Origin of the sequence: Kaistella haifensis DSM 19056 (assembly GCF_000735695.2) — a bacterium.
In the GTDB taxonomy this organism is placed as follows: Bacteria; Bacteroidota; Bacteroidia; order Flavobacteriales; family Weeksellaceae; genus Kaistella; species Kaistella haifensis.
The window spans coordinates 1-18,511 of sequence record NZ_JASZ02000004.1 but is presented as its reverse complement, the minus strand read 5'-3'; the positions used below and the strand labels follow the sequence as shown (position 1 = coordinate 18,511).

Below are 18,511 nucleotides of genomic sequence, written 5' to 3'. Positions count from 1 at the left end.
ATCGCTGCCGACTACCGACTGCATTTTTTTTAATATTCGTCTTCGTTCCATAGGAAGTCGTCATCCGTCGGATAATCGCTCCAAACTTCTTCTATGGATTCATAAATTTCCCCTTCGTCTTCAATCGCTTGAAGATTTTCAACTACTTCCATTGGTGCACCTGTTCTAATTGCGTAATCAATAAGTTCCGCTTTAGTCATCGGCCAAGGCGCGTCGCTTAAATAAGAAGCTAATTCTAATGTCCAATACATATAATTATTTTTTTGCAAAAGTATAAAAATAGGCGACATAAAAAAGGGAATTTGCCGCTGATTTTCAATAAACTTAGATTTTTAATTTTAAATTTTTCAAGTAGCGTTTCTCAAAAACCATTCCACAAACTTTTTTATGCCATTTTGGAAACGAATTGTAGGATGATAGCCGATTAATTTTTTAGCTTTTTGTACATCTGCATTGGTTTTTGGCATATCGCCAGGTTGTGAGGGTAGGTGATTTTTGTGGGCTTTTTTGTCCAGATTTTCCTCTAAAGTCGAAAGCATTTCATTCAAATTAATCACCTCGTTTTCACCTAAATTGATGATTTCATAAACGGGTTTGTTTCGTTCTAAATAATGAATCGATTTCAGGATTCCATCGATGATATCATCAACATAAGTGTAATCTCTAGCGCTGGAACCATCACCATAAAAAGGGATTTTTCCATTTTCTTGGATGATTTTTGCAAACTTATGAATCGCCAAATCCGGACGTTGCCGAGGTCCGTAAACAGTGAAAAAACGTAGATGAATCATGTCGATTTCATATAAATGATGGTAGACATGTCCCATGATTTCGCCACATTTTTTGGTTGCAGCATAATGCGAAATAGGCCGGTCAACATTATCAGTTTCTGTAAATGGAATTCTACTGTTGTTTCCGTAAACGCTTGAACTGGAAGCACATATAAATTTTTCAATTTTAAATTCTTTACATAATTCCCAAAGATTCATGGTTCCGCGAACGTTTACTTCCTCATAATCGAGAGGGTTTTCGATAGAGGGGCGAATTCCCGCTAAAGCAGCCAAATGAATCACGATATCGATCTGATGTTTCGAGAAGATATTTTTTAGGCCATCTAGATCTCTAATATCTTGATAATAAAGTTGATAATGTTTGCTGGAAGTTTCAAAAATTAATTTCTGAATGTCGTGTTCCTTGTCGCGATACGTAAATTCTGAAGTTTTGTTGACTGAATCGAAAGTATTTTTGACTTTAATTTTATAGTCATAAAAATCATCAAAGTTGTCAATATTAATGACAGAATGTCCATTTTTTAATAGACATTCTACCAGATGAGATCCTATGAATCCACTTCCGCCGGTGACCAAATATTTCATTTGTGGTTTTTAATTCCCACAAATTTAATTAAAATCAAATCATTATTTTTACGAAAATATTTAATTATGCAATTCTCCGGACAAATTCGAAAAATGATTACCCAAAACGGCAAACCGATTCAATATTTTCTGAATCTTTCGGATGATTTGATCAATATGAACCAGCTGATCGGCAAAAATCTACGCATAAAACATATCGGTTACCAATGTGTAAACTGCGGAAATGATGAGAAAATTTATCGAATGGGTTTCTGCAAAAAATGCTTTTTCGAAAGCCCGTATGCTAGCGATACTATTATCCGTCCGGAGCTTTCAACCGCTCATCTTGGAATTGCAGAACGGGATTTGGAGGTTGAAAAATCCATACAATTGCAACCGCATGTAGTCTATTTGGCTTATACAGGAGATGTGAAAGTGGGGGTGACGCGAGAGTCCCAAATTCCGACCCGGTGGATCGATCAAGGAGCGACTTTTGCGATTCCTATTGCCAAAACTGAAAATAGATACGAAGCAGGAATGATCGAAGTTGCCTTGAAAGAACATCTTGCAGATAAAACCAACTGGAGAAAAATGCTTGAAGATGAATTCGAAGATGATTTGGATATGGCGAATTTTCGGGAGAAAATTAAAGACTATTTTCCGGAAGATTTCAAGAGCTTTTATTTGATGGAACAGGAAATGACTCGACTCGATTATCCGTACCAAGCACCCGAAAAAATCAATTCTTTTACTTTGGATAAAAAGCCTGAATTTGAAGGTGTTTTAAAAGGAATTAAAGGTCAATATCTCTGTTTTGAAGGCGGTAATTTCATCAATGTACGAGGTCACGAAGGATATGTGGTCGAATTGGAGGTTTCCAAATAAGTAAGGAGAAATAGTTTTTATTCATTAAATAAATTTATTGGCACAAAATTTTAATCCTCAGCATAATGAAGAAAGTTTACCTGAAAATTTTGTCTATTACTTTGGGAATTATATTCCTTGTGATTTTAATCGCCAATTTCGGAATGAATTTTTGGTTAAAATATCAACTTCCGAATTTCATTAAAAACAATACCGATTACAAAATTTCTTACCAAAAACTCGAGGTTAATTTAGGAACGGGTGCGATTTTCGCCACAGGAATTTCTGTGAATAGTAAAAACCCGCAAAACCAAGGCGTAATAGGACTTCAGGGAACCGTGGATACGCTTTCCGTTTCCAGAATCGGGATTTATGATGTAATTGTCAATAAAAGATTTAGCGCCAACAATTTTGAATTGAATAATCCTAATTTGAAAATTAATCTTCCAAAACCGTCAGATAAAAATACAGGTACGAAGAAAAATCCGTTTGTCCTGGAGAACATCAATATTAGGAAAGGTAATTTAGAGATTTTTCGACACGATAAGCAAAAATTTTTGTCGGTAAAAGATCTTAATCTTCAGCTTGAAAAATTAAAACTGAATAATGATCCGAAAGCGGGTAAATTGCCCGTCATCTTCGATCAGTACGACATTAATGCGAACAATGTTTTTTTTCGTCCCGATAATGTTTATGCGTTCACAGCGACTAATATTACCACCAAAACTGGCCAACTCAGCATTAAGAATTTTGCGATGCATCCTTTGTTGTCTTACACTAATTTCAGACGATTTTATCCAAAAAAACGTAATCTTTTCGATTTGAAAACTTCTGAAATGGAGTTTAAAGATTTCATTTTAAAAGATGATAAAATTGCACTAAATAAGGTTCGTTTTGTAAATCCAGATCTCAAGATGTACACTACCGATGTGAAACCTGCCGAAAAAGAAAAAAGTTTTACTTATGTGGTGAACCTAGAAGATGTGATCATGGAGGAAGCGAAAATCCTGATTTTGAAACCCGACGGAACACCAAAATTTGCCACTGAAAAACTTAATATGAGCATCAATAAGTTGCTGATGGACGACCAAACAGCGAAGGGAAATATTCCGTTTGAGTATAATGATTTTAAGATTAATGCACAGAAAATCAATTATATAACGACTTCTCAAAACGTGAAAGTTGCAGCTGCAGTATTCAATTCGGAATCTGCAAATCTTCGGGGTATTTCAGTTAAGCCAACGGTTTCAAAATCCGATAAAACTTTAATGGATTTGAGTTCGCAACAAGTTTTTTTGAAGGTTAATAAATGGAAATTTATTGATAACAAACTTAAAATAGATGTCGATAATGTGTTGATTTCCAACCTGAACGGAAAAATTAAGTCTCCTGAAAATCCTAAAAATAAGAAACCAACTTTTGATGGAATTGCTTTCCCATTAATGGTAAGAAATGTGCAGCTGAAAAACTCGAATCTTATTCTGGGAAAACAAAATAATCCGTTACAGTTAAATGATTTAAATGCTACTTTAAAAAATCTTGAAATGAACGAATCGACGATAAAAGGTAAAATACCTTTTAAAGTTGGATATTATGGATTTTCGACCAGGAATTTCAATTACAAAACGCAATTTTATCGTATCTCAGCTTCGTTGCTGAAATTGAATAAAAATGCTGCACAGATTTCCAATTTCGAAATGATACCCACACTTTCGCGAGCAGAATTTATCAGGAAAATTCCTACTGAAAAAGATCTTTACAATTTGAAAGTCAATCAAATTACAATGAATGGGAATTGGGATTTTGAGTCTTCAAATCCTTATTTAAACGCTTCTCAACTGACTTTAAATGGAATGAATGCGGAAATTTTCAGAAGTAAGATTCCTAAAGATGATCTTTCGGAAAAGCCTCTGTATTCCAAATTATTGAGAAGTATCAAAATGCCGATGTTTATTGAGCAGATGGAAGTGAAGAATTCGTTTTTGCAATACGAGGAAGACACCAAAAAAAGTGACGGGCCTGGAAAATTGACTTTCAATCATTTTAATATGAATGTGAAAAACCTGAATTCTGGAAAAATGAATGGAAAGCCCACGAATGTTCCGATTGAAATTCATTGCAAATTCATGAATGTTTCACCAATGAATGTAAAATGGAGTTTCGATACCGCCAAAATGGATGATGCCTTTGCAATTTCCGGGAATATTTCAGATTTGCCGGCTGCTGAAATTAATCCGTTTATTGAACCTTATTTGAAAATCCGCGCTACTGGATATATCTCTGATTTGATTTTTGATTTTAAAGGAAATTATAAAGGTTTGAATGGTCTCTTGAAAATGAAACATAAAAATTTGCGGGTTTCGATATTGAAAGAAACCGGTGAAAAACACAAGTTGCTTTCTGCGGTAGCCAATATTTTCGTGAGAACAGATTCGGGAAAATATCCCGAATCGGTTCCTGTGGATGATGTGCCGCGCGACAAAACGAAATCATTTTTCAACCTTTTTTGGAAAGGAATCGAAGAGGGTTTGAAGAAAACACTAATCGGAAAAAATATTGAAGTCACCGAAAAGAAAGTGAAAAATACGGTTGAAAACACTAAAACTGCGTTGGAACAAAACAAAAAGAAACTGAAGGAAACCAAACAGGAAGTGAAGGAAAAAGTACAAAACGTAAAAGAAAATATCAAAGGAAAACCCTTGCTCAAGAATGTTTTCAGAAAAAAATCCGAAAAATAAATTTCGGATAATTTTTTTTAATCAATATTAAAATCGTCTCTTTCTTCGACTGGAATTTGCCTTATAAAATCATCAAATTCACCGCCATAATTTGTTTCAGCTCCGTACGAATCAATGATGATTGATTGTAAACCATCCTTGTCCTGCAAAACATAAAGCACTGCGTTGTCCTCAGGATCACTGTCGCCCTCGAAACGATAGGTTTTTATAATACACAAATCGTCGGGTTTGTACGTGGTATTGGTTCCTTCCAGAACGATTTGTTTTTCTTCATTCATCCGTATTTCTCTAGTAATTCCTCTTTCACGAAGAATATCGAGAACTTGAGAAAGTGTTTTTAAATTGTGACTTGACATAATGTTGTATGATTTTAATGTTAATTAAGCAACAAAATGTTTGCCGAAGCATTTAATTTAAAAACAAAAAACGCTGAAAATCATAAAGATTAACAGCGTTTATGTACCTCGGACGGGACTTGAACCCGTACATCCTTGCGGATACAGGATTTTAAGTCCTGCGTGTCTACCAGTTCCACCACCAAGGCAAGTGGATGAGCGAAAAACGGGATTCGAACCCGCGACCCCGACCTTGGCAAGGTCGTGCTCTACCAGCTGAGCTATTTTCGCAAAAAAAAGTGCGGATGAAGGGACTCGAACCCCCACGCCTCACGGCACCAGATCCTAAGTCTGGCGTGGCTACCAATTACACCACATCCGCAAATATCTTCTTCTCTTTTTTTGTGAGTGCAAATATAATGACTTTTTATTTTTTAAAACAAGAAAAATTTAATTTTTTTACTTTTTTTTATTTTTTTGATCTTCTATTTTCTTTTTCTCTTCTTTATTTATTACTTTTACACCTTTAACAATCAATTATGGAATTACAAGGAACAATCAAAAAGATATCTGATATTCAGACATTTGCAAGCGGTTTTCAGAAGAGAGAAATGGTAATCCTTACCGAAGAGCAATATCCACAACCGATTAATGTGGAATTTTTGCAAGATAAATGCGATTTGCTAAATGCCTACAAAGAAGGTGATAAAGTGAAGGTAAGCATCAATATCAGAGGAAGAGAATGGACTTCTCCGCAAGGTGAAGTGAAATATTTCAACTCAATTACCGGTTGGAGACTTGAAAAAGTTGAAGGTGGTAATTTTAATGAGCCCGTAGAGGCCAGACCTCAACAGAGCGGAAGTGCTTCTTCTGAAAATAAAACCGATGTTTTCGCAGAAGAAGATGATGATCTGCCATTTTAATTTCGAAAAACACACTGTAATAGAATCCTGCTTTTTTTAAAGGGCGGGATTTAATTTTTCCTAAATAATATGGTTCTTCTCGATCCCGATGATATCTCTTTCCCGGATCCGGCGTTGATCAATTCTACAGATGGTTTATTAGCTGTTGGTGGAGATTTGTCACCGGAAAGAATTCTGTTTGCATATCAGCTAGGCCTTTTTCCTTGGTTTAATGAAGGCGAGGAAATTCTATGGTGGTGTCCCGATCCCCGCTTTGTTCTCTTTCCTGAAGAATTGAAAGTTTCAAAATCGATGAAGAAAATCTTGCGTGACGGGGTTTTTTCTTTCACTGAAAATCAATGTTTTCAAGAGGTAATGCTGGCGTGTAAAAATGCGTACCGAAAAGATCAGGACGGAACTTGGATTTCGGATTGTTTTATCGAATCCTACAGTATTCTTCATCGACATGGTTTTGCTAAAAGCATCGAAGTGTGGCAAAATGACGAATTGGTTGGCGGACTTTATGGAGTTCAAATCGGAAACGTTTTTTGCGGTGAAAGTATGTTTGCGAAAGTAAGCAATGCTTCGAAAGCCGGCTTTATTCATTTTATTTTAAATAATGAAAATATAGAACTTATTGATTGCCAAATACATTCTGCGCATTTGGAAAGTTTGGGGGCCAAAATGATTCCTAAAAAAGAATATTTAAAAATTTTACAAAAACAAACCTCATGAATCCCGAAAAAGAAAAATGGATTTTATTGGCTTTACTCTCCTTGATTTGGGGTTCATCATTTATTTTAATCAAAAAATCGCTCGATCATTTTAATCCTTACGAAGTCGGAGCGCTACGAGTATTAATTGCCGGACTCGTTTTGCTTCCGGTTGCCATTAAGAATATCCGAAAATTTCCCAAGAAAAATTTGAAATGGCTGATTCTCGCTGCAATTACCGGAAATTTTATTCCGATGTTTCTTTTCCCGATTGCAGAAACAGAAGTCAGCAGCAGTATTGCAGGAATTATCAATTCGATGATGCCGATTTTCGTTATTATTGTAGGAGCGCTTTTGTGGAAATTTGAAACCACCAAAAGACAAATTATTGGAGTGTTGATTAGCTTTTCCGGAGCGTGCATTCTTGCTTTTTCAGGAGGCGAAGGTGGGGAGTTCAAGCTGATTCCTATTCTATTACTGTTATTGGCAACATTGCTATATGCCATTAGTACAACCACCGTGAAATCGAAACTTAGCGATATTCCGGCAAAAATTTTATCTGCGTTTGTTTTTTCGTTTGTTTTAATTTTTCCATCATTAATTGCCTTGGTTTTTGCTGGTTTTTTTAATGAATTAAAAATGGATAATAATCTATTGGTGGGACTCGGATTTGTGAGTTTGCTATCGGTTTTCGGAACCGGATTGGCGATGATGCTGAATTATAGATTGTTGAGCGTTTCTACACCATTGTTTGCCTCAACGGTTACTTTGTTGATGCCGATCGTTGCGATAATTTGGGGGATATTGGATGGTGAAAAATTGACCTCTATGCAAGTCTTCGGCGCGGTAATTATCCTCGCGGGACTTATTTTTCTCCGTCAAATGCCTTCCAAACAGAAATAAAAAAACCGCAAAGCCTTGTGAGCGTTGCAGTTTGAAATAAATCTAATAAAAAGTAAAAATGAAAGGCGACAAAGATATATAATTGTTTCCATATCATGCAAGAAATTTTTTTAATATTTTTAAATTATTTCATAAATTCCTTCAGGTCTTTAATATTTTCCTAAATTAGCCTAATGTTTATCAAAGAATATATTTCCAAAGATTATCCAGTTTTCAATTCAACGGATTTGATAGAAGATGCTAATGAAATGGCGAAAGAATTCGGTTATTCACACATTTTTGTCAAGAAAAAAGGAGTTTACCAAGGCGCAATCAGTCAGTCTTTTCTAGAAGAAAGTCCGGAAGGTAATTTGGCAAGTTTGGAGATGCATTATGAAAAATTCGCAATTTTCGATGATGGTAATTTGTTGGATTCCATCAAGCTATTTTATACATTTAATTCCAATGTTGTCCCCGTTGTTTCCAAAAGCGAAAAATATTTAGGATATATTTCCTGCGATGATATTTTTTGTGAGTTTTCGAAATACCCGCTTTTTTCGGAGAGCGGCGCTATTCTGACGATTCAAACAAATGGAAAACATTATTCGATGACTGAAATTTGCAAAATTGTGGAATCCAATAATGGCAAAGTTTACGGATGCTTTATCAATTTAATTGGTGATGATTTCATACAGATCACCCTTAAAATCAGCACCGAAAATCCAAGCTCTATTGATGAGACTTTCGAGCGTTATGGCTACACCGTTGTACAAAAATATTATGATGATGAAAAAGAAGATTTGTTGAAAGACAGATTCGGATTTTTCCAAAAATACCTGGAATTTTAAGAATGAAGGCAGCGATCTATTCCCAAAAAAACGATCTCGATACCTTTTTGTATCTGAGTAAATTTGTCTCTGAATTAGAAAAACGGGGAGTGCAAGCCGTGTTGTACGATGAAATGGCCAATGCTATGCAATTCTCGAAAATTTTCGAAACTTTTACCCGAAAAGAAGACCTGAAAGAGAAAAAAGTTGACCTCTTTTTTACTTTTGGAGGCGACGGAACCATCGTAAACTCTATTTTATTTGTACAAGATTTGGAAATTCCGGTAGTAGGAGTTAACACCGGACGGCTTGGTTTTTTAGCAAGTTTCAGCAAAGAAGAAGTTTTCCTGGAACTCGATGAAATCATCAGAGGAGAAGTGAAAATCAGCAGAAGATCTGTTATAGAAGTTGTTTCGCCCAACAAATCGATGTTTTTTCCCTATGCTCTAAATGATATTACTATTTCGCGTAAGGAAACTACCGCCATGATTACCGTGGAATCCTATATTAATGGGGAATTTTTAAATGTTTTTTGGGGCGATGGAGTCATTATTTCTACACCAACCGGTTCTACAGCTTATTCATTGAGTTGCGGTGGGCCAATCATCACTCCTAATAACGAAAATTTTGTCATCACACCGATTGCTCCACATAATTTGAATGTCCGTCCATTAATTTTAAATGACGATGTTGAAATTCGATTAAAAGTTGAAAGCCGCGTTCCGCAGTATTCCTTATCGCTGGATTCCAGGCTAATTCACATGGAAACCAATGTGGAGATTGTACTGAAAAAAGCCCGCTTCCAGATTTTGCTTGTTCTTCCGAATAATTTGAGTTTCTTCGAAACCATCCGCCAGAAATTGCTTTGGGGAAAAGACAAACGAAACTAAAACCCCATTTTCAAAACAAAACTCCTTTTTTTTCGGATAATGAATTCTGCAATGATGAACATCATTATTTAAAATACATTGCCAAGCTTTCGTGATAATCATCATTATTTTTGTATTTTTACCTATTCAAAATTTACAAAAATAATTTTATTATGAGCAGACGTTTTCCGGCAGGTGTTGCCACAGGTCAATTGGTTACAGACATTTTTAATTATGCCAAAGTAAATAACTTTGCGCTTCCGGCGGTAAATGTTATCGGATCAAGTAACGTAAATGCGGTTATGGAAACTGCAGCAAAATTGAATTCTCCGGTAATTATTCAGTTCTCTAATGGTGGTGCTGCTTTCAATGCAGGAAAAGGCTTAAGTAATGATGGACAAAAAGCGGCTATCTTAGGCGCAATTGCTGGTGCAAAACACATCCACACTTTGGCTGAAGCATACGGAGCTACCGTAATTCTTCATACTGATCACTGTGCTAAAAAATTATTGCCTTGGATTGATGGATTGCTGGATGCTAACGAAGAATTCTTTGCGCAAACCGGAAAATCTTTATACTCTTCTCACATGATTGATTTGTCTGAAGAGCCAATCGAAGAAAACCTTGATATTTCTTGCAAATATTTCGAAAGAATGGCAAAAATGGGAATGACCTTGGAAATCGAATTGGGGGTAACAGGTGGCGAAGAAGATGGTGTTGATAATTCAGGTGTAGATTCTTCTAAATTATATACCCAACCGGACGAAGTTGCTTATGCTTATGAAAGATTAAATGCGATTTCTCCTAATTTTACCATCGCAGCAGCGTTCGGAAACGTTCACGGAGTTTACAAACCAGGTAATGTGAAATTGACACCGAAAATCTTAGATAACTCTCAAAAATATGTTCAAGAGAAATTCGGATTAGGCGAAAAACCTGTGAATTTCGTTTTCCATGGTGGATCAGGTTCTACTGTCGAAGAAATCAGAGAGGCCATCAGTTATGGTGCAGTAAAAATGAATATCGATACAGACCTACAGTTTGCTTATACCGAAGGTATCAGAGATTATATGGTTAATAATGTGGAGTATTTGAAAACTCAAATCGGAAACCCAGAAGGTGAAGAAAAGCCAAACAAGAAATTCTATGATCCTAGAGTTTGGTTGAGAAAGGGCGAAGAAACCTTCAGCAAAAGATTGGTACAAGCTTTCGAAGATCTGAACAACGTAAATACTTTGAACTAATTTTTCAAATTTTAAAGGATAAGTTTCAAATTACACGAAAGTTTAGAACTTATACCATAAATTTGCACTCCTGAAATCAAAATTTTCTAAGAAATGGCATTCGACTGGTTTAAAAGAAAAACAAAAAATATTACTACTTCCACCGAGGATAAAAAAGATGTGCCGAAAGGTCTCTGGCATCAAACACCAACCGGTAAAATAATTGAGCACGAGGAACTTAAAGCAAATAATTACGTTTCTCCGGAAGATGGTTTTCATGTTAGAATTGGAAGTAACGAATTCTTCTCCATCCTTTTTGATGATAATAAGTATACTGAGCTTGACGCGGACGTAGAAAGTGTGGATATGCTTAATTTTAAAGATACCAAGTCTTATACCGACCGTCTGAAAGAAGTAAAAGCAAAAACCAAACTCACAGATTCTATTCGAAATGCGGTAGGAAAAGTTAACGGAACCGAAATGGTAGTTTCCTGCATGGATTTCGAATTTATCGGAGGTTCTTTAGGTTCTGTAATGGGCGAAAAAATAAGAAGAGCAGTAGATTATTGTATTGAACACAAGCTTCCCTACATGATAATCTGTCAATCCGGAGGTGCCAGAATGCAAGAAGCAACTTATTCCTTAATGCAATTGGCGAAAGTTCAGGCTAAATTGGCTCAACTTTCAGAAGCCGGATTGCTGTACATCGCTTATTTATGCGATCCTACTTTTGGTGGAATTACCGCGTCTTTTGCAATGACTGCCGATATTATTATGGCAGAACCGGGCGCTTTGATCGGTTTTGCAGGGCCAAGAGTGATTCGCGAAACCATCGGAAAAGATCTTCCGGAAGGCTTCCAAACTTCCGAGTTTTTGCAGGAAAAAGGTTTTGTAGATTTCATCGTGAAAAGAACAGAAATCAAAGAAAAAGTTTCTAAAACGGTGAATCTTTTGGTGCATTAAGAAAAAATAAAGTAACAAATCATTGAAAATCTCTCCTAATTAGGAGAGATTTCTATTATGAGAAAAATTGTAAAAATACTTTTCAATACTTTAAGAACGCTGAGTTTTCAAAAGCTTTTGATGCTTTTAAAATTAGTTGTTCCACATCCTCTGTTTTCTATTTTAGGATTTTATGCTACGGTAAAAAGTTTTACCCTCGCTCAAAAATTCTTCCCGAACAGTAGCTCTACTAATGGAGTGGGAAATTCTTTCAGACATGGATTATGGTCAGCGTTAATCATGATGTATTGCTGCAAAATTTCCTCGCCTCAGAAAGCTTTAAAATTCTGTAAAGAAATGACGGATTTGCACGAAGAATTATTTCCTAATGAACCGTTGGAAAAGAAAATGGATTTGCACAACAACCAAGTCGGCATGAATCTTTTTATGGAAATGCTTCCAGGCATTCACCGACAATTTTTCGAGAAAAAATTTATCGTCGATCGCCTTTTTGAAAAGATAAAAACTGCAAAAATTCTCACTAACTTAGAAGAAGACCACGATAATCATTTGGTTTATCTGGAAGAATAGTTTTTCTAATTTTTAGAAATTTTGTAAAGTTTTCCGCTGTCCGAAACTGCATACAAATTGCCGTTGTTTCCGTTGAGCACGTCTCGAATTCGATCGTTTTTATCCTCCAATAGCCATTCCTCACCAACCACTTTATTGTCTTTAATCACCAACCGAATAATTTTTTGTCCACTAAGGCAACCAATCATCAAATTGTTTTTCCATTCGTCAATATTGCCGGTGTAGAAAGCGATTCCACTCATCGAAATTGATGGATCCCAATAATAAACTGGCTGTTCTGTACCTTCTTTTTTTGTGGTCCCGTTGTTGATTTTTTTACCACTGTACTCGGTTCCGTATGTTACATCGCCCCAGCCGTAATTTTTGCCGGGTTGAATTAAATTGATTTCATCACCGCCTCTTGGACCCATTTCAGCTTCCCAAATCTGTCCTTTTTCATCAATCGCCATTCCCTGAGGATTTCGGTGACCTGTAGAATAGATTTCGGGTTTCCAGCCTGCAAGGTTTGGATTTCCAGGTGCGGGTTTTCCGTCTTTGGTAATTTTTAAAATTTTACCCAAATAAGAATCTTGTTTCTGTGCATACGGTCGGGTTTCCAGATCGGAACGCTCTCCCGTACTAACGAAAAGGTAGCCATCTTTATCAAACTCAAGGCGACTTCCATAATGTTTATCACCATCATAAGTTGGCGTTGCCCGGAAAATTACCGTTGGATTTTCAATTTTTTTCTCGTCTGCAGAAAGTTTTCCTTTTGCGACCGCGGTATGATTACCTCCAGAATAAGGTTCCGAAAAACTCCAGAAAATCATTCTATTATTTTGGAAATCGGGATCCAAAGCGACATCTAATAATCCTCCTTGACCTTTGGCATCAACTTTTGGTAAACCTTCCACTTTCGAAATCGTTTTTCCGTCCGCAGAAACAATATTGAAGTATCCAGATTTTGAAGTAATTAAAAATCTACCGTCAGGTAAATTTATAATTCCCCATGGATTTCTTAAATCTGAATTAATTACATCAACTTGGTAGGGAGTTTTGGTTTTTAAACCTTCAATTCGTGTTTGTCCGGCAAAGGCGGGTTGATATTCCGGAGAGTTTTTATCGTAAGTTTCAGGATTTGGCAGTTTTCCGTTTTCCAGAGCGACTTCATTCTGCTGATTTGCGGTTTTGGAATTTCCGGTGCAGGAAAGCACTAGCAGCAGTCCCACAAGAGGCAGAGTTTTTATTGACAATGTTTTCATAATGAGAATTTTGGCGGTTTGGTAAAGGTTAAGAAACAAAAATTACGCCGAGAAATTACTATCTTTGGTAATAAATACGCTAAGCAAATGTTGAAAAAGATTTTATTTTTTGTTGTTATTTTTACCTTCGGATTTGTTTTTTCACAGAATAAAAGTTTTATATACGAACTCGAATTTAGGCCCAGCCTCACTAAGGACAGCATTGCAAAGGAAAGATTTGTATTAGATGTTCTAAACGGAAAATCAATATTTAGAACGATAGAAGAGAAGAAGTCAGATTCAACTTTTCATGCCACAAGGAGACGTTCATTTACCACGACGTCTTTTAAAGATTTTTTAAGCGTAGATAAAGATTTGAAATCAGGTCATACCCATAAATTTATCCATAATTTTAAAAATCTTTTTACAATCAAGATTGAAGAAGAACTGAATTGGAAAATCGAAGAAGAAACAAGAGAAATCCTGCAGATGAAAACTCAAAAAGCAAAAGTTATTTATGGGGGGAGGAACTGGACAGCATGGTTTACAAATGAAATTCCAATTTCGGACGGTCCTTATGTGTTCCAATCTTTACCAGGATTAATATTAGAAATTTACGATGATAATAATGATTATCATTTTTCATTGGTTCAGATTAAAAATAGTGATGGTAAATTATATGATAAAGATAAAGCGCTTCCAATTAGTTGGAAGCAATATGAAAAATTAGCGCTGGATTATTTTTCAGATCCTACCAGAGAAATAAATGGTAAAAATACAGGTGGTTCTATGCAAATTATAAAATGGCAGGATGAAAACGGAAGAGAATTCACTCCGAACTTTAAAGAAATGAATGAAAGGGAACAGAAAAAAATTCGTGAAAACAATAATCCTGTTGAACTTAACCATAAAATAACTTATCCAAAATGAAAAGCATTTTAATAATCATTGTTTTAATTTTATTGTGTTCATGCAATTCATTTAGTAAATTTTCAAAATATAATAGCACGCAAAGTTGTGGAGGCTATGTGTGTATAAGCAACGATTCTTTAAATATAAAGTTTACTTCCTTTGGTGCTTTCAAAGTTGCAAACAGTAAAAAAGAGTTCAGAAAGTTTCAGTTGAAAAGAAATTTGGAATTTAAAAATATTATTCTTTTTGGAACTTCTTCCACCATTGAAACCGATTACTATCTTCTACTAAATAATAAAATAAAGAAAAATAATTTCATTTATAGGGACACGATCATTGATGACAGAAAAATAACCATCGCAATAAAGTCTGGAGAAAAAAGCTCGCCTTCTAATCTAGAATTTCTTTTGAATAGCATTCAGAAATTGAAATAACGCAATTTTTCTTTTTCGTATTTTTGTACACCCAATCACGTACATTTTATTATTTGAATATTTTTATTTAACCAAACATCAGTGAATTCGGGATTTAAAACATATGCAATTCAAACTTCAATCAGAATATAAACCAACCGGAGATCAACCTCAAGCCATTGAAAAATTGGTGAAAGCTATTGAAGGTGGGGATAAATATCAAACGCTTTTGGGCGTTACCGGCTCCGGGAAAACTTTTACCGTGGCCAATGTGGTACAAAACGTTCAGAAACCAACCATCGTTTTGGCACACAACAAAACTTTGGCAGCGCAGCTTTTCATGGAATTTAAAGAATTTTTCCCTGAAAATGCCGTAGAATATTTCGTGAGTTATTACGATTATTACCAGCCGGAAGCATTTATTGCTTCTACGAACACCTATATAGAAAAAGATCTTTCCATTAACGAAGAAGTGGAAAAACTGAGACTTTCAGCTTCCGCAAGTTTGCTGTCGGGGAGAAGAGATGTGTTGATCGTCGCATCGGTTTCTTGTATTTATGGTATTGGAAATCCAACGGAGTTCAACAAGTCTTTAATTGAAGTTGAAAAAAATGGAAAAATTACCAGAACGGCTTTTCTTCATAAATTAGTAAACGCATTGTATTCTAGAACATTGGGAGAGTTTACGAGAGGTACGTTTCGTGTGAAAGGTGATGTGATTGATGTATATCCGGCCTATGCGGATAATGCAGTGAGGATTCAGTTTTTCGGAGACGAAATTGAAAGAATCCAAAGTTTCGATCCTCTTTCCGGAAATGTCATGGCTGAGTTTGATGAGATGAATATTTATCCCGCCAATTTATTTGTCACTTCTAAAGAAACACAAAACAACGCGATCCGTGAAATTCAGGACGATATGCTCAAGCAAGTTGAATTTTTCAATGAAATAGGGAAACCCTTTGAAGCAAAAAGGCTTCAGGAAAGAACCGAACTCGATCTGGAAATGATGAAAGAACTTGGTTATTGTAGCGGAATTGAAAATTATTCACGCTATTTCGACCGAAGATTACCTGGATCCAGACCATTCTGTCTTTTAGATTATTTTCCGAAAGATTTTTTGATGGTCATTGATGAAAGTCACGTAACAATTCCGCAAGTTCATGCGATGTACGGAGGTGATAGAAGCAGAAAAGAAGTTTTAGTAGAGCATGGTTTCCGACTTCCGGCAGCGATGGACAACCGACCTTTAAAGTTTGAAGAATTCGAAGCGATGCAGAATCAGGTGATTTATGTTTCTGCAACTCCCGCAGATTATGAATTGGAAAAAACCGGCGGCGAATATGTGGAGCAAATCATCCGACCGACAGGACTTTTAGATCCTGTGATTGAAGTTCGTCCTTCTATGAACCAAATTGATGATTTGATTGAAGAAATTCAAAAAAGAACCGAAGTTGATGAACGGGTTTTGGTAACGACTTTAACAAAAAAAATGGCGGAAGAACTCACCAAATATTTTACGAAATTCGGTATTCGGACTCGTTATATCCACTCCGATGTGGAAACTTTGGAAAGAATTCAGATTATGCAGGATTTGCGTGTCGGTTTGTTTGATGTTTTGGTCGGCGTCAATTTGTTGAGAGAAGGTCTTGATTTGCCGGAAGTTTCGCTGGTTGCGATACTCGATGCAGATAAAGAAGGGATGCTTCGTTCTCGCCGTTCCCTAATTCAAACCATTGGTAGAGCTGCAAGAAACGTCAACGGAAAAGCGATTTTGTACGCAGATAAGATTACCGGTTCAATGCAAAAAGCGATTGATGAAACCAATTATCGTCGGGAAAAGCAGATGGCGTACAACGAAAGAAATGGTGTTGTTCCGATGGCACTGAACAAGAAAATTTCTGAAATTCTAGTCGGAAGATCCAAAGATTTCCCGGATCCGAAATACACCCAGAAAGAAATCTTAAAACAAGTTGCAGAAGAGAAAGCAAACTATGGAAAAGACGTCACAGAAATGATCGAAGAAAAGCAAAAAGCAATGGAAGCTGCCGCCAAAAATCTAGATTTCATCAAAGCTGCGAAATTGCGAGATGAAATTGCTGCTTTGAAGGCTTAAAGTGGAAGTTTATAAAAGCTTTCGTTAGAAACTGAACGTGTTGCTTTGTGTCGATTGGTTTTTTGACAAAAGAGTGAGCGGTTCCGGAGGAACCGAATGTGTGTAGTAGGTTAGATCAGTTAGTGAAAGGGCGTTCCGTAGGAACGCTATGTCTTTTAACCGGGGTTATCATAAAATTCAAACACATATTTTTCATCAAAATTCACTTCAAATTTTGTCAAAAATTCTATATACTCTTCTCTGAAACTTTTCTTTGCATGATGTTGTTTCTGATTTTGAATATAATTTACTACACTGTCTCTTTGACTTTTAGAATATGAAAAACATCCATAACCTTCTTGCCAATAAAATGGAGTATCCAAGAATTTTTTTTCATTGATGAAATTTGTTGAGGAAACTTTTATTTCTTTTACCAGCTGAGAAATGGAGGAAGATAAATCTTTTAAACTTAAGAAGATGTGAATATGATCCGGATTGGCATAGATAGAAATTAGGTGGTGTTTTTTATTTCCAATTATTCCGGAAATATATTTTTGTAATTCCTCTCTGAAATCTTCCTTAATTAGTCGTTCCTTAACAAAACCCACTATTTAATTTATATTTAAAAACAGGATTAGAAAACAGCATAATTTGTATCTTATAAAATAAGAAAATAATTTTCTGTTTCAGTAGTTCCATCATTTTCTTCATGTTCCAAGCGGTTGCAGCTAGTAATGCATTGATTTGTGGTCCCGTTTCTCCCATGAAGTAATTTTTTGCCAGCCTAAAATCGGTTTTTAAATGTCCGATGATAGGTTCTATTGCCGCTCTGGTTCTAAATTTTTTGCGCTTTGTCTGCTTTTGATAAGCAGTGTCTTTTTTTCTTGGAGTGCTTGGGATGGAGATTTTCACGCCCTTTATTTCTGATTTTCCTCTGCCACCTCTATCGTAAAGGAGTTCTTTTGGGAGCTTTTGACCACCGGTTTCCATCTGTTCCAAAAGTGGTTCTATGGTGTGACCATCGTAAGGAGTTTGCAAAAATGCTTTAATCCCGAGAATGATTTTCTTGCCTTTGTTGGCGGTGGTTATCAAACCTACCTTATTCCCAAATTCATACTGGCTATGCGCTTTTCCTTTGGCAATACATCGGGTAAAAGGCTTGTGAATGCTGTAAATTTTATCGGCATCGTTTCTTTTTTGTGTGACAACCTTGGTGTACAATGTCATTAAATCTTTATAAAATTCTTGCTGTTCTGCATTAAAATTCCGTTGCAATTCACGAATCAGTCTCATGGCGATGGTTTTGAGCTGTCTTTGAGATTTCCTTGCCGCTTTTGCCCGCTTGGGATGTTTTCCGTTGTAGGTGTTGCGCACCATTTGTTTGCTGACTTTTGTGTAGCGTTGTCTTTGTTTTATGCCTTCATTTCCGGCTATTTTGTTGCAATAATCAATCACTTTTTTGCACAATTTTGCATCGGTAGGAAAAGAGGTATTATTCTCCTGAACGGTAGTATCGGACAAAACAAAATTTGAGGTGTTCGTCTTGGCATCGTGCATTCTTACGCTGTAGGCAAAGATTTTTTCGATACCTTTTTCGCCAATTCTTTTTCGGAAATGAACAAAATTACTCGGG

Annotated in this window: 19 protein-coding genes and 3 tRNA genes; 13 read left to right on the top strand and 9 right to left on the bottom strand. The window is 36.0% G+C overall.

Annotated elements, in window-relative coordinates:
- Positions 1 to 29: 29 nt before the first annotated feature.
- Positions 30 to 251, bottom strand: coding sequence for a DUF2795 domain-containing protein (locus tag AP75_RS03275; protein WP_015807225.1), 222 nt, complete (start codon positions 249 to 251; stop codon positions 30 to 32).
- A 96-nt stretch (positions 252 to 347) separates the two neighbouring features.
- Positions 348 to 1,376: a GDP-mannose 4,6-dehydratase gene (locus tag AP75_RS03270; protein ID WP_088263586.1), complete on the bottom strand. Its 1,029-nt coding sequence runs from the start codon at positions 1,374 to 1,376 to the stop codon at positions 348 to 350.
- Between the two features lie 66 nt (positions 1,377 to 1,442).
- On the opposite strand from AP75_RS03270, the gene AP75_RS03265 reads away from it, so the two are divergent.
- Together AP75_RS03265 and AP75_RS03260 are read left to right on the top strand one after the other, a co-directional pair.
- Positions 1,443 to 2,240 carry a DUF2797 domain-containing protein gene (locus AP75_RS03265; RefSeq protein ID WP_031502728.1) on the top strand — a complete coding sequence of 266 codons (798 nt, stop codon included), beginning with the start codon at positions 1,443 to 1,445 and terminating at the stop codon, positions 2,238 to 2,240.
- A 65-nt stretch (positions 2,241 to 2,305) separates the two neighbouring features.
- The gene (locus AP75_RS03260) at positions 2,306 to 4,957 is read left to right on the top strand and encodes a hypothetical protein (protein WP_088263585.1); all 2,652 of its coding nucleotides are present in this window, start codon (positions 2,306 to 2,308) and stop codon (positions 4,955 to 4,957) included.
- A 17-nt stretch (positions 4,958 to 4,974) separates the two neighbouring features.
- Here the strand turns inward: AP75_RS03260 and AP75_RS03255 are convergent, their stop codons facing one another.
- From AP75_RS03255 to AP75_RS03240, 4 genes are all read right to left on the bottom strand, one after another.
- Positions 4,975 to 5,313, bottom strand: a complete 339-nt coding sequence (locus AP75_RS03255) for a hypothetical protein (protein WP_031502722.1) — start codon at positions 5,311 to 5,313, stop codon at positions 4,975 to 4,977.
- A 104-nt stretch (positions 5,314 to 5,417) separates the two neighbouring features.
- Positions 5,418 to 5,501 (bottom strand) — tRNA-Leu (locus AP75_RS03250).
- A gap of 9 nt (positions 5,502 to 5,510) precedes the next feature.
- Positions 5,511 to 5,583 (bottom strand) — tRNA-Gly (locus AP75_RS03245).
- Positions 5,584 to 5,592: 9 nt separating this feature from the next.
- Positions 5,593 to 5,674: transfer RNA gene (locus AP75_RS03240), tRNA-Leu, on the bottom strand.
- Positions 5,675 to 5,831: 157 nt separating this feature from the next.
- Here AP75_RS03240 and AP75_RS03235 point away from each other — a divergent pair.
- From AP75_RS03235 to AP75_RS03200, 8 genes are all read left to right on the top strand, one after another.
- Positions 5,832 to 6,215: a DUF3127 domain-containing protein gene (locus tag AP75_RS03235; protein WP_031502720.1), complete on the top strand. Its 384-nt coding sequence runs from the start codon at positions 5,832 to 5,834 to the stop codon at positions 6,213 to 6,215.
- Positions 6,216 to 6,284: 69 nt separating this feature from the next.
- Positions 6,285 to 6,929 (top strand): leucyl/phenylalanyl-tRNA--protein transferase, encoded by a 645-nt coding sequence (aat, locus tag AP75_RS03230; protein WP_088263584.1) that lies wholly within the window; start codon positions 6,285 to 6,287, stop codon positions 6,927 to 6,929.
- Positions 6,926 to 7,810: a DMT family transporter gene (locus tag AP75_RS03225; protein ID WP_031502718.1), complete on the top strand. Its 885-nt coding sequence runs from the start codon at positions 6,926 to 6,928 to the stop codon at positions 7,808 to 7,810. The genes aat and AP75_RS03225 overlap by 4 nt, the downstream gene beginning before the upstream one ends.
- Before the next feature lie 173 nt (positions 7,811 to 7,983).
- The gene (locus AP75_RS03220) at positions 7,984 to 8,637 is read left to right on the top strand and encodes a CBS domain-containing protein (RefSeq protein ID WP_031503194.1); all 654 of its coding nucleotides are present in this window, start codon (positions 7,984 to 7,986) and stop codon (positions 8,635 to 8,637) included.
- Positions 8,638 to 8,639: 2 nt separating this feature from the next.
- A complete protein-coding gene (locus tag AP75_RS03215) occupies positions 8,640 to 9,506 on the top strand; it encodes an NAD kinase (RefSeq protein WP_088263583.1) in 867 nt (288 codons plus the stop codon).
- Between the two features lie 152 nt (positions 9,507 to 9,658).
- A complete protein-coding gene (gene fbaA, locus AP75_RS03210) occupies positions 9,659 to 10,729 on the top strand; it encodes a class II fructose-bisphosphate aldolase (RefSeq protein ID WP_031503192.1) in 1,071 nt (356 codons plus the stop codon).
- A 93-nt stretch (positions 10,730 to 10,822) separates the two neighbouring features.
- A complete protein-coding gene (accD, locus tag AP75_RS03205) occupies positions 10,823 to 11,671 on the top strand; it encodes an acetyl-CoA carboxylase, carboxyltransferase subunit beta (RefSeq protein WP_088263582.1) in 849 nt (282 codons plus the stop codon).
- Between the two features lie 57 nt (positions 11,672 to 11,728).
- Positions 11,729 to 12,241 (top strand): DUF6973 domain-containing protein, encoded by a 513-nt coding sequence (locus AP75_RS03200; RefSeq protein WP_088263581.1) that lies wholly within the window; start codon positions 11,729 to 11,731, stop codon positions 12,239 to 12,241.
- 5 nt (positions 12,242 to 12,246) lie between these two features.
- Here AP75_RS03200 and AP75_RS03195 read toward each other — a convergent pair whose 3' ends face one another.
- On the bottom strand, positions 12,247 to 13,482 hold the full coding sequence (locus AP75_RS03195) for a PQQ-dependent sugar dehydrogenase (RefSeq protein WP_031503190.1): 1,236 nt from the start codon (positions 13,480 to 13,482) through the stop codon (positions 12,247 to 12,249).
- Positions 13,483 to 13,569: 87 nt separating this feature from the next.
- Here AP75_RS03195 and AP75_RS03190 point away from each other — a divergent pair, with 87 nt between their 5' ends.
- From AP75_RS03190 to uvrB, 3 genes are all read left to right on the top strand, one after another.
- Complete coding sequence (locus tag AP75_RS03190; RefSeq protein WP_031503189.1) at positions 13,570 to 14,391, top strand: GLPGLI family protein; 822 nt, start codon at positions 13,570 to 13,572, stop codon at positions 14,389 to 14,391.
- Positions 14,388 to 14,807 carry a hypothetical protein gene (locus AP75_RS03185; RefSeq protein ID WP_143755791.1) on the top strand — a complete coding sequence of 140 codons (420 nt, stop codon included), beginning with the start codon at positions 14,388 to 14,390 and terminating at the stop codon, positions 14,805 to 14,807. Before AP75_RS03190 ends, AP75_RS03185 begins: the two co-directional genes overlap by 4 nt.
- A gap of 103 nt (positions 14,808 to 14,910) precedes the next feature.
- On the top strand, positions 14,911 to 16,899 hold the full coding sequence (gene uvrB / locus AP75_RS03180) for an excinuclease ABC subunit UvrB (protein WP_031503185.1): 1,989 nt from the start codon (positions 14,911 to 14,913) through the stop codon (positions 16,897 to 16,899).
- A gap of 155 nt (positions 16,900 to 17,054) precedes the next feature.
- Here the strand turns inward: uvrB and AP75_RS03175 are convergent, their stop codons facing one another.
- Together AP75_RS03175 and AP75_RS14210 are read right to left on the bottom strand one after the other, a co-directional pair.
- A complete protein-coding gene (locus AP75_RS03175; protein ID WP_242589755.1) occupies positions 17,055 to 17,486 on the bottom strand; it encodes a transposase in 432 nt (143 codons plus the stop codon).
- A partial coding sequence (locus AP75_RS14210; protein ID WP_088263579.1) for an IS5/IS1182 family transposase occupies positions 17,473 to 18,511 on the bottom strand: 1,039 nt, incomplete at its 5' end. The genes AP75_RS14210 and AP75_RS03175, both read right to left, overlap by 14 nt.